General features: G+C 52.3%; 11 protein-coding genes. 7 read left to right on the plus strand and 4 right to left on the minus strand.

Annotation, left to right across the window (positions count from 1 at the left end; genetic code table 11):
• Positions 1-161 precede the first annotated feature (161 nt).
• Positions 162-743, minus strand: coding sequence for an LPS assembly lipoprotein LptE (lptE, locus tag QUF18_RS13570; RefSeq protein WP_289387765.1), 582 nt, complete (start codon positions 741-743; stop codon positions 162-164).
• Complete coding sequence (gene leuS, locus QUF18_RS13575; RefSeq protein ID WP_289387766.1) at positions 730-3,357, minus strand: leucine--tRNA ligase; 2,628 nt, start codon at positions 3,355-3,357, stop codon at positions 730-732. The genes lptE and leuS overlap by 14 nt, the downstream gene beginning before the upstream one ends.
• Positions 3,358-3,471: 114 nt before the next feature.
• Between leuS and QUF18_RS13580 the strand changes: the two genes are divergently transcribed.
• The 3 genes from QUF18_RS13580 to QUF18_RS13590 all read left to right on the plus strand — a co-directional run bounded on the left by QUF18_RS13580 (position 3,472) and on the right by QUF18_RS13590 (position 7,120).
• The gene (locus QUF18_RS13580; RefSeq protein ID WP_289387767.1) at positions 3,472-4,176 is read left to right on the plus strand and encodes a YggS family pyridoxal phosphate-dependent enzyme; all 705 of its coding nucleotides are present in this window, start codon (positions 3,472-3,474) and stop codon (positions 4,174-4,176) included.
• A 449-nt stretch (positions 4,177-4,625) separates the two neighbouring features.
• Positions 4,626-6,581, plus strand: coding sequence for an acetate--CoA ligase (gene acs, locus QUF18_RS13585; protein WP_289387768.1), 1,956 nt, complete (start codon positions 4,626-4,628; stop codon positions 6,579-6,581).
• 89 nt (positions 6,582-6,670) lie between these two features.
• The gene (locus tag QUF18_RS13590; RefSeq protein WP_289387769.1) at positions 6,671-7,120 is read left to right on the plus strand and encodes a GNAT family N-acetyltransferase; all 450 of its coding nucleotides are present in this window, start codon (positions 6,671-6,673) and stop codon (positions 7,118-7,120) included.
• A 69-nt stretch (positions 7,121-7,189) separates the two neighbouring features.
• Here QUF18_RS13590 and QUF18_RS13595 read toward each other — a convergent pair whose 3' ends face one another.
• Both QUF18_RS13595 and QUF18_RS13600 read right to left on the minus strand, forming a co-directional pair.
• On the minus strand, positions 7,190-8,167 hold the full coding sequence (locus QUF18_RS13595; protein ID WP_289387770.1) for a quinone oxidoreductase family protein: 978 nt from the start codon (positions 8,165-8,167) through the stop codon (positions 7,190-7,192).
• A 129-nt stretch (positions 8,168-8,296) separates the two neighbouring features.
• A complete protein-coding gene (locus tag QUF18_RS13600; protein ID WP_289387771.1) occupies positions 8,297-8,548 on the minus strand; it encodes a DUF1674 domain-containing protein in 252 nt (83 codons plus the stop codon).
• A 149-nt stretch (positions 8,549-8,697) separates the two neighbouring features.
• Between QUF18_RS13600 and htpX the strand changes: the two genes are divergently transcribed.
• From htpX to purH, 4 genes are all read left to right on the plus strand, one after another.
• Positions 8,698-9,738 carry a zinc metalloprotease HtpX gene (htpX, locus tag QUF18_RS13605; protein ID WP_374807125.1) on the plus strand — a complete coding sequence of 347 codons (1,041 nt, stop codon included), beginning with the start codon at positions 8,698-8,700 and terminating at the stop codon, positions 9,736-9,738.
• Positions 9,735-11,189, plus strand: coding sequence for an RsmB/NOP family class I SAM-dependent RNA methyltransferase (locus QUF18_RS13610; protein ID WP_374807127.1), 1,455 nt, complete (start codon positions 9,735-9,737; stop codon positions 11,187-11,189). Before htpX ends, QUF18_RS13610 begins: the two co-directional genes overlap by 4 nt.
• Positions 11,190-11,468: 279 nt before the next feature.
• The gene (locus tag QUF18_RS13615) at positions 11,469-13,196 is read left to right on the plus strand and encodes a heparinase II/III family protein (protein WP_289387772.1); all 1,728 of its coding nucleotides are present in this window, start codon (positions 11,469-11,471) and stop codon (positions 13,194-13,196) included.
• A gap of 249 nt (positions 13,197-13,445) precedes the next feature.
• The gene (gene purH / locus QUF18_RS13620; protein ID WP_289387773.1) at positions 13,446-15,059 is read left to right on the plus strand and encodes a bifunctional phosphoribosylaminoimidazolecarboxamide formyltransferase/IMP cyclohydrolase; all 1,614 of its coding nucleotides are present in this window, start codon (positions 13,446-13,448) and stop codon (positions 15,057-15,059) included.
• The last annotated feature ends 23 nt before the right edge of the window (positions 15,060-15,082 follow it).

Raw genomic sequence — 15,082 nt, forward strand, 5'->3', positions numbered from 1 at the left:
TATCCCACGCAAAACCGCTTCGCACTTTTGCTGGAAAAGCTTTAAAAAGCGGATGATCGTGACGAAAATGGTGATTTTCGAGAACCGGAGCGGAGCGTACTTATAGTACGTGAGCACCGGAAGTGGAGAAAATCGCCATTTGTAGGCCGATCAGGCGTTTTTTATGGAAGTTTCTGCATGTCCTGAGCTAGCGACAGTACCAAATACTGCGCCAGCTCTTCAGCCGCACGCTGCTGGGCATCACGATGGGCTCGCAAGTTCGCAAATTCTTGACGCGGACGGTCATAGGACGCACTAACCTGACGACGACCTGTTGCCACGACCTTACCGTCGCGATCACGCAAAGCGTAATTCGAGATCATACGAACAGTACCGGCAGAGGCACGACCTTCCGTCTTATCACCAACATCCACCTCAACAGCAGATTCTGTCGATGTGGAGAAACCAAGCGCCAGATGATAAGCTGGCTGCGATGGCTCTCCTGCTCCGCCCGACAGGCCGAAGATCAGACGGTTACGTACCGCCTGTGCAGGAATGGAATCCACATCATCCACCTTAACGGAGGCCAGCTTGGTCTTCACGCTCGAAGGCACGCCACCAACGCTGGCGCTGCCGCCTGTTGAATAAAGCGGCTGTACCGTACAACCGGCAACAAAAGCTGACAGGACAAGTCCTGTCAGAATTGCCAGCCGCTTGCTGCGGATCGGAGATTTGTCTTTGGCTTTATGGTCAGACAACAACATTCACAATCCTCTGCGGTACAACAACGAGCTTTTTCGGTGCATTACCGTTCAATGCAGCCTGCACAAAGTCAAGTGCCAAAACTGCCGTCTGCACTGTTGCCTGGTCTGCATCACGCGCAATTGTAATGTCACCGCGCTTTTTGCCGTTGATCTGTACCGGCAGAGTGATGTCATTTTCCACCAGCAGCGCTTCATCAATCACAGGCCAGCTACGGGTGGAAACCAGATCAGTCGCACCCAGAGCAGCATTACACTGTTCAGCCAGATGCGGCATCATCGGTGCGATCATCGCGATGAACATATCTGTTGCTTCACGGGTTGCCGCTTTGGTCACATCATCAGCTTTACCGGCAGCAATCGCCTGCAAAGGTGCGCTCAGCACATTGAGCAACTCATAAAGACGGGCGATTGCACGGTTGAAGACGATTTTCTCAATATCATCGCCAACAGCTTTCACGGTCTTATGGGCCGCTTTGGAAATCTGTGCAGCTTCACCTTCATAGGCAGCCTTTGGCGCAACACCCATCAGGTTTTCACCGGCTTCAGAGATCAGACGCCAGACACGCTGTACAAAGCGATGTGCACCTTCCGCACCGGCTTCTGTCCAGACAATGTCACGCTCCGGCGGGCTATCCGACAAAGTGAACCAGCGCGCAGTATCAGCACCGTAAGAAGAAATAATATCATCAGGATCGACGACGTTTTTCTTCGACTTCGACATTTTTTCAATCGAGCCGATATCAACCGGCTCACCGGAATCCAGCATTGTTGCCGAACGCACGCCGTTCTTATCTTCAATACGGATTTCCAGCGGCGATACCCACTGACCATTATGCTTATAGGTCTCGTGAACCACCATGCCCTGCGTGAACAGACCTTTAAACGGCTCTTCCACTTGCAGATGACCGGCAACTTTCATCGCACGGGTAAAGAAGCGCGAATAAAGCAGATGCAGGATCGCATGTTCCACACCACCGATATACTGATCGACCGGCAGCCATTCATCAACGGCTTTAATATCTGTCGGCTCATTTTCCCACGGGGCAGTAAAGCGCGCGAAATACCATGATGAATCCACGAATGTATCCATCGTATCGGTTTCACGGCGGGCTTTGCTGCCGCATTTCGGGCAGTTGACATGGCGCCAGCCGTCATGACGGTCGAGCGGATTGCCCGGACGGTCAAATTCCACATCATCCGGCAGCTGCACCGGCAAATTATTGCGTGGTACCGGAACGGTTCCGCAGGATTCACAATGAATCATTGGGATCGGGCAACCCCAATAGCGCTGACGGGAAATACCCCAGTCGCGCAGACGATATTGTGTCTTACGGAATGCCTGCGGCTGACCATAGAGATCAGTCTTTTCCAGACGATCTGCCACTTCATTGAAAGCGGCTTCCGGTGTCATACCGTCGAGGAAACGCGAATTAAACAGCGTGCCTTCGTCGCTATAGGCGGTATCGGTAATTGCAAAGCTTGCCGCATCCGCACCGTTTGGCAGAACCACTGGTGTGACGGTCAGCTTGTATTTATTGGCGAAATCCAGATCGCGCTGATCATGCGCAGGACAACCGAATACCGCGCCTGTACCATATTCCATCAGCACGAAATTGGCGACATAGACCGGCAATGTCCATGATGGGTCAAACGGATGCTGAACGCGTAAGCCCGTATCGAAACCTTTTTTCTCAATGGTTTCGAGTGTTGCAACAGATGTACCGTGTTGGCGGCACTCGGCGGCAAACGCGGCCAGACCTTCGTTGGTTTCAGCCAGCTGTTTTGCCAGCGGATGATCAGCAGCAATCGCTACGAAAGATGCCCCGAACAGCGTATCCGGACGGGTGGTATAAACTTCGATGTCGCTTTCCAACCCACTGGCACGCTCAGCGAGTGCAAAACGCAGCTGCAGACCTTCCGATTTACCGATCCAGTTTTTCTGCATCAGACGCACTTTGTCCGGCCACTGGTCAAGTGTATCCAGGCCGGCCAGCAGATCATCGCTGAAATCGGTGATTTTGAAGAACCACTGGGTCAGTTCACGCTGTTCAACCAGCGCACCGGAACGCCAGCCGCGCCCGTCAACAACCTGCTCATTGGCCAGAACGGTGTTATCGACCGGATCCCAATTGACCTTGGATGTCTTGCGGGTCACCAGACCTTTTTCAAACATATCAAGGAACAGCATCTGCTGACGGTGGTAATAATCCACGTCACAGGTTGCAAACTCACGTGACCAGTCCAGCGACAGACCCATGGTTTTGAGCTGACGCTTCATGGTAGCGATATTCTGATAGGTCCATTCCTTCGGATGAACTTTGTTCTGCATCGCCGCATTTTCTGCAGGCATACCGAAGGCATCCCAACCCATCGGGTGTAGAACGTTAAAACCGCGCGCGCGCTTATAGCGGGCGATCACGTCGCCCATTGCATAGTTGCGCACATGACCGATGTGAATGCGGCCGGATGGATAAGGAAACATTTCCAGCACGTAATATTTTTCGCGTGGATCATCATTGGACGTTTCGAAGATCTTGCTTTCGTCCCAGATCTTCTGCCAATGGGCTTCGCTTACGCGCGGATTATATCGTTCGGTTGCCCGTTCAGTTACCATGGCTGTATTTACTCATGCAAAGAGAATGGAATATGGTGTGTGACCTTCATCATGGATTGGCCAGAGCGTCAACCTTATCCCATAGTGAAGCGGCAGAAAAAGGAGTTTTATACCATGAATGTACCCGCCGACAACCAGAATGGCATCATTGCGGACAACCTCAAAACCGTTCGTAATGCCATTGCGCAAAGTGAACAGGAAGCGCAGCGGGCGGCAGACTCGGTACAACTGGTAGCTGTTTCCAAAACCTTTGATGCCGATGAAATTACCCCTGTTCTTGATGCCGGTCAGCGCGTTTTTGGTGAAAATCGCGTGCAGGAAGCCGAAAGCAAATGGCCTGAACTGCGTGAGAAATTTTCCGGTATTGAACTGCATCTGATTGGCCCATTACAGTCCAACAAAACAGCGGAAGCTGTGGCTTTGTTCGATGTGATCCAGACCGTTGACCGTGAGAAAATCGCAGCAACAATTGCTACCGAGACCAAAAAACAAAACCGTGAGCTGAAACTCTTTGTGCAGGTTAATACCGGCAGTGAAGAGCAGAAAGCCGGTATTGACCCGCTTGAAGCTGTTGCCTTTGTTGCCCGCTGCCGCGATGTGCATGGTCTGGAGATTGCCGGTCTGATGTGTATTCCGCCGGTCGATGAAAATCCGGGACCACATTTTGCATTGCTGCGCAAATTGGCGAATGAGGCCGGTGTCAAAGAGCTGTCGATGGGCATGTCCGGCGATTTTGAAACCGCCATTGCTTTCGGCGCTACTCAGGTGCGTGTCGGCTCGGCGATTTTCGGCAGTCGCCCGCCATTGGTACAGGCCTGACGGAAACACACTCTAATTTAAAAGTGCTAGAGCGAGTTTTGTGTGCCAAGTCTGGCACACGGCGCTCTGAAGGTTCTGCACTTTATTCTGCTGCAAAACCATCATGTCGCAAATATTTGTCTTGCGTCACTTCATAACAATTATAAACTCCGGCGTAATCTCAGACATTTATGCCGGAGATAAAGCGCATCCCGAAAGGGGGAACCTATTTTCGGACAAGATGCGCGTAAAACAAAAATATATAGCATTTCCAATGTTTCAGTTTGAATATGAAATGCTTTAGCCTGCTGCATGTCAATGCGGGAGACTGATCAGCTTATTTCTGAATTGCAGCCACCGGCAGCATCAGACTTTTTGCCTGATTTACGATGCGGGTCGCAGCCAGTAACAATGATGCGGCTTTTTATGCAATGTGCCGGCAAGGAGGGCCGCCGGTACGAGGAGGAACTATGTCCGAGAAGAAATATCCGGTATTGCCGGAGGCGAAGGCGCGCGCGCTGATCGACAATGAAACCTATCATTCATGGTATAATGAAAGCATCAGCGACCCTGAAGCCTTCTGGGGCAAGCACGGTAAACGTATTGACTGGTTTACCCCTTACACCAAGGTAAAAGACACCTCCTTTGAGGATAATGTCTCCATCCGCTGGTATGAAGACGGCGTTACCAACGTCTCTTACAACTGTATTGACCGTCACCTTGAAAAGCGCGGCGATCAGACCGCAATTATCTGGGAAGGTGACAACCCTTATATCGACAAGAAAATCACCTATCGCGAGCTACATGAAAATGTCTGCCGTCTCGCCAATGTGATGAAAAAACACGGTGTGCGCAAAGGCGACCGCGTTACCATTTATCTGCCGATGATTCCGGAAGCCGCCTATGCCATGCTGGCCTGTGCGCGCATTGGCGCGGTACATTCGATCGTCTTTGCCGGCTTTTCTCCGGAAGCGCTGGCAGGCCGTATTATTGACTGTGAATCCACATTCGTCATCACCTCGGATGAGGGTATTCGCGGCGGAAAACCTATTCCGCTGAAAGAAAATACCGATACCGCGATTGATATTGCGGCCAAGCAATATGTATTCGTCAACAAGGTTCTGGTTGTGCGTCGTACCGGCGGTAAGATCCATTGGGGTCGCGGTCGTGATCTTTGGTACCATCAGGAAGTCGCAAGCGTCGATGCAGTTTGCGAACCGGAACCAATGAAGGCCGAAGACCCGCTCTTCATCCTCTATACATCCGGTTCGACAGGCAAGCCGAAAGGCGTGCTGCACACCACCGGCGGCTATCTCGTTTATGCCTCCATGACCCATCAATATGTCTTCGATTATCACGAAGGTGATGTTTACTGGTGTACGGCGGATGTGGGCTGGGTTACCGGTCACTCCTATATTGTCTATGGTCCGCTCGCCAATGGTGCGACCACACTGATGTTTGAAGGTGTGCCGAACTTCCCGGATCAGGCACGCTTCTGGGAAGTTATCGACAAGCATCAGGTCAATATTTTCTATACTGCTCCGACCGCAATCCGCGCACTCATGGGTGCCGGTGATGATTTTGTGACCCGCAATTCGCGCAAATCACTGCGTCTGCTCGGCTCGGTTGGTGAGCCGATCAATCCGGAAGCGTGGGAATGGTATTATAATGTGGTCGGCGATCAGGCCTGCCCGATTGTTGATACATGGTGGCAGACAGAGACCGGCGGTATTCTGATTACGCCGCTGCCGGGTGCTACCGACCTGAAGCCGGGTTCAGCAACCCGTCCGTTCTTCGGTATCAAGCCGCAGCTGGTTGATGCGGAAGGTGCCGTGCTTGAAGGTGCGGCAGACGGCAATCTCTGCATTACCGATTCATGGCCGGGTCAGATGCGCACGCTCTATGGTGATCACCGCCGCTTTATCGAGGCTTATTTCACCACCTATAAGGGCAAATATTTCACTGGTGACGGCTGCCGTCGTGACGAAGACGGTTATTACTGGATTACCGGCCGCGTCGATGACGTGCTGAATATTTCCGGTCACCGCCTCGGTACGGCTGAAATTGAATCGGCTCTGGTTTCACACCATTCCGTATCTGAAGCCGCCGTTGTCGGCTATCCGCACCCGATCAAGGGTCAGGGCATCTATTGCTATGTCACCCTGATGACCGGCGAAGAAGACCATGATGAAGATGCGCTGCGCAAAGAACTGACCAAGCATGTGCGCACCGAGATCGGGCCGATTGCAACACCGGATATGATTCAGTTTGCACCAGGTCTGCCAAAGACCCGCTCCGGCAAGATCATGCGCCGTATCCTGCGCAAGATTGCAGAAGATGATTTCGGCGCACTCGGCGATACATCAACACTGGCCGATCCGGCCGTGGTTGATGATCTGATCGAGCATCGTCAAAATCGCAAATAAATATAAAAAGGCCGGTTTAACCGGCCTTTTTATTTACATGGATTTGAACCGGTAAGCTCGGCCATTCTTCATTTATTCAAGATCGTAATATGCATTTTCATTTCAGCCCTGCTCATCCCGATGACTTCGACAAGCTGTTTGCATTACGGCTTCTGACAATGCGCGAAAGTCTGGAACGCATCGGCCGCTTTGATCCGCAACGGGCATTGGAGCGGTTTCAAAACAGCTTCCGCCCGCAACATACCCGTTTAATTATCGTAAAAGATCAGCTTGCCGGCTGTGTGGCATTTGGCGCTCACGAAGACGACTTGCTGCTGGAACATTTTTATATCGCACCGCAATTTCAAGGACACGGCTTAGGCAGCCTTGTTTTGTCGCAACTCATTACTGAAGCAGAACAAGCGAAGAAGACCATCACACTCAGTGTCTTACAACAGAGCGATGCTGCCCGTTTCTATGAGAAGCACGGCTTTCATAAAACCGGCGAGGATGAATGGGATATTTATTATGCCCGTATATCTGCCCGTCATTTCACGTGAATCACATGACACGCGACAAGTAAAAGTGTCTAAAGCGAGCGCTATAAATTCCATTTAAAGCGACACGCCCTAGGGAATAAGCAATAGGCTGCCCGTACTGTGCCCTTCTTCAAGATCCGTCTGCGCCACTCTTGCCTGATCCAAGGGATAGGTAGCACCGATAGTTGCCACAACCCCTTCTCTCATTGCATTGAGAACAGCCGTAGCTGCCCTATGATATCTTTCAATATCAGATACATAGGCAATCACACTCGGGCGTAAAAAGATAAGGGAGCGCTGTTTTTGTATTTCATCAACGGCATTTTGCTCGACAGCGCCTGCTGCACGACCAATACTCGCCACGGTACCGGCTATACGGGTGCAACGCATGGTCTTTATAAGTGTACTTCCGCCAACACCATCATAAGCCACATCAACACCTAGCCCGCCGGTAAAACTGCTAACTTGTTTTACGAGGTCGGCATCTCTGCCAATAATGACAAGATCCGCACCATTGCTATAAGCTATTTCAGCTTTTGCAGAGGAACTAACCGTTCCAACCACAACGGCTCCCAACAACTTTGCCCAGCGAACCAGAATAGTACCAAGTCCTCCGGCTGCGGCATGGATCAAAACCACAGTTCCTGCTTGCACTTTGTAATCTTCGTGTAGCAACATATAGGCCGTGATCCCCCGCAGCATTGTCGCAGCAGCGAGTGTGGTCACTATATCTTCAGGTAAAACAATAGCGCGCTCTGCGGGCAAAAGTCGTGTCGCGCTATAAGCGCCGACAGGCAGACCGACATAAGCAACACGATCGCCGGGCTTGACTGAACGGACATTGCTCCCGACAGCCTCAATCACACCAGCCCCTTCAACACCTAGAATTGCAGGCATTTCACTGAGAGGGTACAATCCTAACCGGTGATAAATATCAATGAAATTGACCCCTATAGCCTTGTGACGAATACGAATTTCGTCAACGGCCGGTATCAAAGGCTGATGAGGTGCCACACTGAGTTGCTCTGCACCACCAACACCAAGCATTCTTATTTCGTGATCTGTCATAATTGTCTTTCCGATACACCATCATTACGGGAGGAAAAGACAAGAATGTCAGATTATACCGGCGACCAATATCCCCTATTGGTGCCCCATATTAGTTGATAAAAACATTAGGCTACACCATTATGGTTTTCAAAAATCGATCGTGCGGCCTTTGATTTCCCAGTCGCCATAGCGTGCAGGGTCTTTACCACCGCGACCGCCGATTTCTTTTGTCGCTTCGGTTTTTTGTTCAGCCTCACGCCGTGCTTCAGCTTCCAGCAAAGCACGCTGGGCAGCAGGTGGCAGGTCTTCAAATTTTTTACGTGGCGCAGGGGCATCAGATTTCTGATAATCTGCCAATGAAACCACATTATTATTCACTGATGGTGTTTCATGACTCATGGTTTTTATCCTGTCCGTCTGCAGCATATATCAAATTTGTCTGTACTGATGGTATCATAGCGCGTGTCATATTGAAGATATAGTGTGCAAGCCCCATTTTATCATCACATGAAAATGACCTTATTTATGAACCGAAACGGAGATACTGAATGAACATGATGCGCACTGCCATGCTGATTGCCTTCATGACAGCCATGTTTATGAGTATCGGCTACCTGATCGGCGGCTCGGGCGGCATGATGATCGCCTTGGTGATCGCTGTTGCCATGAATTTCTTCAGCTACTGGAATTCAGACAAGATGGTGCTGCGTATGTATAATGCGCAGGAAGCAGATGAAAATACTGCACCGGAATATTACCGTATCGTGCGCGAATTATCAGACCGTGCCGGCCTGCCGCAGCCAAAAATCTATATTATCAATGAAGACCAGCCGAATGCTTTTGCAACTGGCCGTAATCCTGAAAATGCAGCGGTTGCTGCCACAACCGGTCTGTTGCAGCGCCTGAACAAGCAGGAAATTGCCGCTGTGATGGCGCATGAACTGGCGCACGTACAAAACCGCGACACACTGACCATGACAATCACCGCAACCCTTGCCGGTGCGATTTCCATGCTGGGTAATTTCGCAATGTTTTTCGGCGGCAATCGTGAAAACAACAATATGCTGAGCACAATCGGCACGATTATTGCCATGCTTGTTGCCCCTTTTGCCGCGATGATTGTGCAGATGGCTGTCAGCCGTACCCGCGAATATGCTGCCGACCGGCGTGGCGCGGAAATCTGCGGCAATCCGCTATGGCTGGCCTCTGCTTTGAACAAGATTGCGCGCGGTGCCCATGAAACTGTGAATGAAGAAGCCGAGCATAATCCGGCAACCGCGCATATGTTTATTATCAATCCGTTGAGCGGTCGCGGTGCGGATAATCTGTTCTCCACCCACCCTGATACGGCAAACCGTATTGCCGCTCTGGAGGGGTTTGCGCAGGAAATGGGCATTAATTCTGTCTATGACAATACAGATAATGGTTTTCAGAACCGTCAGTCTGGTGCATATAGCCGGACAAATAACCAGTCACAGAACCGCCCGCGCAGCACACCGACACGGAATAACCCGTGGGGTCAGGCATCGAGTGGCGATTCCTCACCGGATGATGAGCCGGAAAAACCTTATAAAGGACCATGGTCTTGAGCGATAACAATCCTGCCGCTAAACGCACCGGCTTTCGCCCGAACAAGAAGCCGTTTCATAAGCAGGCTCAAGATCAGGCTTCAGCAAAAGCAGACCACGCGCTGGGATTTTCAGAAGCTGAATACCGCGCAAAGCTTGAAGCAGAACATCCGGGGCTGAATGTGCGCCAGTGCGCAGCCAAACTGCTCAATGCCGTGGTTGCTAAAAACACCTCACTGGACGGCCTTACCGATGCGCATCACGGCCACCCGCAATATATGGAACTGGATGAGCGCGACCGTTCACTGGTACGCGCCATCCTCGGCACAGCATTGCGCAACCGCAACACGATTGAAACGGCACTGTGCAAATTGCTCGACCGCCCGCTGCCAGCCAACGCGACTGCTTTACAGCAATTGCTGCATGTCGCTGCGGCACAGATTCTTTATCTCGATGTGCCGGATCATGCGGCCGTTGATCTGGCTGTGACCTCTGCCAATATCGATCCGCGTAACCGTAAATATGCCAGCCTCGTCAACGCTGTGCTGCGCCGCCTCACACGCAATAAAGAGCGCGCCATTGAGTTGCAGATTCCAAACGGCCCTGAATGGTATATCGAAAGCCTGACCAAAGCCTATGGCCGCGAACAGGCTGAAGCCATTCTCGCGATGCAGGCCTATGAACCATCCATTGATCTGACGGTCAAAAGCAATCCGGCAGAATGGGCGTCCAAACTCAGCGGCACATTATTGCCAAACGGCTCCGTACGCCTCGGCTCATTTGAAGGTGCCCTCACCGCGCTCGAAGGCTTTGCGGAAGGTGAATGGTGGGTGCAGGATGCAGCCGCAAGCCTGCCAGCCACATTGCTCGGCGATATTAAAGACAAACGCGTTGCCGATCTTTGTGCAGCGCCCGGCGGTAAGACTGCCCAGCTGATTATGGCCGGCGCTAAGGTTACGGCATTTGATATCAATAAGAACCGCCTCAAGCGCCTCAAAAGCAATCTCGACCGGTTGCAACTGGACGCCGAACTGATCGCAACCAATATTCTTGACTACCAGACGGATGAGCTGTTTGACGCCATTCTGCTCGATGCACCTTGCTCCTCAACCGGCACGGTGCGCCGCCATCCGGATGTGCTCTGGACAAAGACACCGGACGATATTGTCAAGCTTTCGCAGGTACAGGCCAATTTGCTGCGCCATGCAATTTCTTTGGTCAAACCGGATGGGATCATCGTCTTCTCCAATTGCTCGCTCAATCGCGAGGAAGGTGAAGATATGGCACAGGTTATTCTGAATGAAGGCGCGCTGAAAGCCGAGCCGTTTAAACCGGCAGAGCTGAAAGGGATGGAACAGCTGGTCACGGATCAGGGCTTCCTGCGCTCGACACCGGCTGATTTGCCTCATGATGAGCCGAAAATGGCTGGCATGGACGGTTTCTTTGCCGCCCGCTTCCGCCGTCCGGCCTGAGAAGTCTCAAAAAATCGATCTGTTTCGTAAAAAACGTGCTGATCCACATCATTCCGCAGCTCTTGGTTAACAAAGAGTTCACTATTGCCGTGGAATGATAGATCATAGCGCATTAATATTGTTTAACCGGACCATCTCAGTCCGGCTCTGACATACTCCGGAGCCTGCCGCGTTTAATCATACCCGCTGTACTCACTCCGGATTTTTTTAATTGTCGCATGTTCGCGGTAGCTCAAATGAATTTATTTGAGCGCGACATGCTCTAAGGAGTACCCTGCCGTGAATGTCGCGTTGAGCGAAACCCCGCACCTGTGGACACTTGCTGTCGCCCAAAGCTGGCGGCGTTTCAGCAGACGTGTGCGCCGCGGCCCGATGTTTCGCTGGCGCTTTTCCGGCTTTACACCGGAGCGTGTACTTATTGCCCCGCCGGATTTGCGGGTTGCCGACCCCCAGCTGGCACAGGAATTTTATCACGGTCGTTACGCACTGGCCGGACGTCTGGTAGAAACCGGCGGTATCTCCCCTTTTGCTATTGAACCACCGACTGATGCGTGGGAATCCGCGCTGCATTCCTTCGGCTGGCTGCGCAATATGCGCGCCGCCGGAACAGAACTGGCAATGGTCAATGCCCGCGCTCTGGTCGAAGACTGGATTCGCATTCATGGTAAACGTATTGAGGGCATTGCCTGGTCGCCGGAAATCACCGCGCAGCGCATTATTGCCTGGCTGCAACATTCCAACATTATTCTGGCCACCTCTGATCTTGCGACCTATCGCAAATTCATGCGCTCACTGGCAATGCAGGTGCGATATTTACGCACTATGACCGGTGTGATGGATGACGGCGAAGACAAATTACGGGCGCGCATTGCGCTGGCCTTTGCCAGCCTTGCGCTGCCGGTCTCCCAATCCATGGCACGCTCTGCGCGTCGTCATCTTGAATATGAGTTAAACCGGCAAGTACTGGCCGATGGCGGCCATATCTCGCGCAATCCGGTATCGGTGCTGGAACTGCTGGCTGATCTGCTGCCGCTGCGACAAACCTATAGCAACGGCAATGAAACACCGCCCAGAGCGCTGATTGAAACTGTTGAGCGCATGTTGCCTGCTTTGCGTTTCTTCCGGCATCAGGACGGCAGTCTGGCTTTGTTCAACGGTGTTGGCCCTACTTTACCGGAACGGCTGATTTCCGTATTGCGCCATGACGAAACCGATGGCGCACCGCTGACCCATGCGCCGCATTCCGGCTATGAGCGCCTCTGCATGGGCTCAACCACCATTATTGCCGATACCGGCCTGCCGCCGCCGGTTACCGCCTCGCGCGATGCCCATGCGGGTTGTCTGGCCTTTGAAATGTCCTCAGGCCGTCAGCGCTATATTGTCAATTCCGGTATCGACCGTTTTGGTCCGGCGGAGTTCCGTCCGCTTGGCCGCACCACGGCAGCCCATTCAACGGCGACAATCAACGACACATCCTCGTGCAGTTTCAGCCTCAATTCCAGTATTTCCAGCGTTCTCGGCACACCGATTATCGCAGGTCCGACCAGCGTTCGACGTGAGCGGCTGGAAGGCATGGGCGAACAAGGTTTTGTCGCCAGCCATGACGGCTATGTCCGGCTGTTCGGCTACACGCATGAACGCCAAGTTGTGCTGTCGCATAATGGCAGCCTGATCGAAGGTGTTGACCGTTTTATCAAGTCGCATCTGAAAACCACGCGCAACGGTAAAAACAAGCAGCATTCCGATCTGGTGACAGTACGCTTTCATATCCATCCTCAGGTTTATATCCGTATGGATGAAGACGGCGTGGTGCATCTGACGGCAGATCACGATGACAGCTGGGCTTTTTCCAGCAGTGATGTGATGCCACAGCTCGAAGATTCCATTTTCTTCGCCGGTTTCCGTGGCCCTGTGCGCTCACGCCAGATCGTGCTGACCTTCTCTGCAACGCAGAGTGATCACGTCAGCTGGCGTTTCACCCGCACCGGCCTTGGTCAATATGTGTGACAGGCGTTCAAATTCGCGGTTTTAATGAAAGCACATCCCGAAAAGGGTGAAGCAGCTTTCGGAAAAGATGCGCGTAAAAATTCAAAGACAGAGCATTTTTGATGTTTCCACATAAACCGGAAATGCTCTAGGATTCCGATAGAAGCTGTGATACGCCGCCTTTGTCCCACTTTACCGGATTGATGTATGCGACGGGTAATCAGATCCGTCCTGACGCATTGTCCCGACATAAAGCACAAAGAGACCGTCATGGCTGTCAGCTCCAAACATATTCCCGCTCCTGATCTTTTCCCAGTGCGCCGCGCGCTGCTTTCCGTATCGGATAAAACCGGTCTGGTAGACTTTGCCCGCGCATTGCACGCAAAGGGCGTTGAGCTTCTGTCCACCGGCGGCACCGCCAAATCCATCGCAGCAGCGGGTATTCCTGTGCGCGACGTCTCGGAAATCACCAATTTTCCTGAAATCATGGATGGCCGCGTCAAAACATTGCATCCAAGTGTTCACGGCGGTCTGCTCGCTGTGCGCAATGATCCGGAACATGTGGCGGCGATGGAAGCCCACAATATTACCGGCATTGATCTGGTCGTGATCAATCTCTATCCGTTTGAAGAAGTACGTTATCAGGGCGGTGATTATGACACCACCGTTGAGAATATCGACATCGGCGGTCCTGCGATGATCCGCGCCTCGGCCAAAAACCATGCTTATGTGACCATTGTCACTGATCCTAACGATTATGACAGCGTTGTTGCGGAGCTGGAAAGCGGCAATGGCTCCCTACCTTATGCCTTCCGCCAGCGCATGGCCGGTAAGGCTTTTGCCCGTACTGCCGCTTATGATGCTGCAATTTCCGGCTGGTTTGCTGAAACCACAAAAGAAGAAGCACCATTGCACCGCGCACTCGCCGGTAAACTGCATTCCGTCATGCGTTATGGTGAAAACCCGCATCAGCAGGCCGGTTTCTACCTGACCGGTGAAACCCGCGCCGGTGTGGCCACCGCCACCCAGCTTCAGGGCAAGCAGCTCTCCTATAACAACATCAATGACACCGATGCAGCTTATGAATTGGTGGCAGAATTTGATCCGGCGAAGGTCGCAGCTGTTGCGATCATCAAGCACGCCAACCCATGCGGCGTGGCCGAAGGCGCATCGCTGAAAGACGCTTATCTCAAGGCCTATGCCTGCGATACGGTGTCAGCCTTCGGCGGCATTGTCGCTCTCAACCGTACATTGGATGCGGAAGCTGCTGAGGAAATCGTCAAGATTTTCACTGAAGTGATTATCGCACCGGATGCAACACCGGAAGCACAGGCAATTGTTGCCGCCAAGAAGAACCTGCGTCTGCTGGTAACCGGCGGTCTGCCGGATGTCCGTGCGCCAGGCATTGCGGCTAAAACCGTTGCCGGTGGTCTGCTGATCCAGAACCGTGACAATGGCAATGTCGATGATCTCGACCTTAAAGTCGTGACCAAACGCGTACCAACAGAACAGGAAATGATCGACCTGAAATTTGCTTTCCGTGTTGCCAAACACGTTAAGTCCAATGCAATTGTCTATGTTAAAGACGGCGCAACTGTTGGCGTTGGCGCAGGCCAGATGAGCCGCATCGACTCTTCCCGCATTGCAGCGCGCAAGGCAGAAGATGCAGCAGCGGTTACGGGCGGTGAACCACTGACCAAAGGCTCAGTCGTTGCTTCCGATGCTTTCTTCCCGTTTGCTGACGGTCTGATCTCGGCTGTTGAAGCCGGTGCCACAGCTGTTATCCAGCCAGGCGGCTCGATGCGTGATGATGAAGTGATTAAAGCTGCTGATGAAGCTGGCATTGCCATGGTCTTTACCGGTATGCGCCACTTCCGCCACTAACTTAATATCATGAGAGCGCCATG

The organism is Pseudochrobactrum kiredjianiae (assembly GCF_030362795.1).
Taxonomy (GTDB): domain Bacteria; phylum Pseudomonadota; class Alphaproteobacteria; order Rhizobiales; family Rhizobiaceae; genus Pseudochrobactrum; species Pseudochrobactrum kiredjianiae.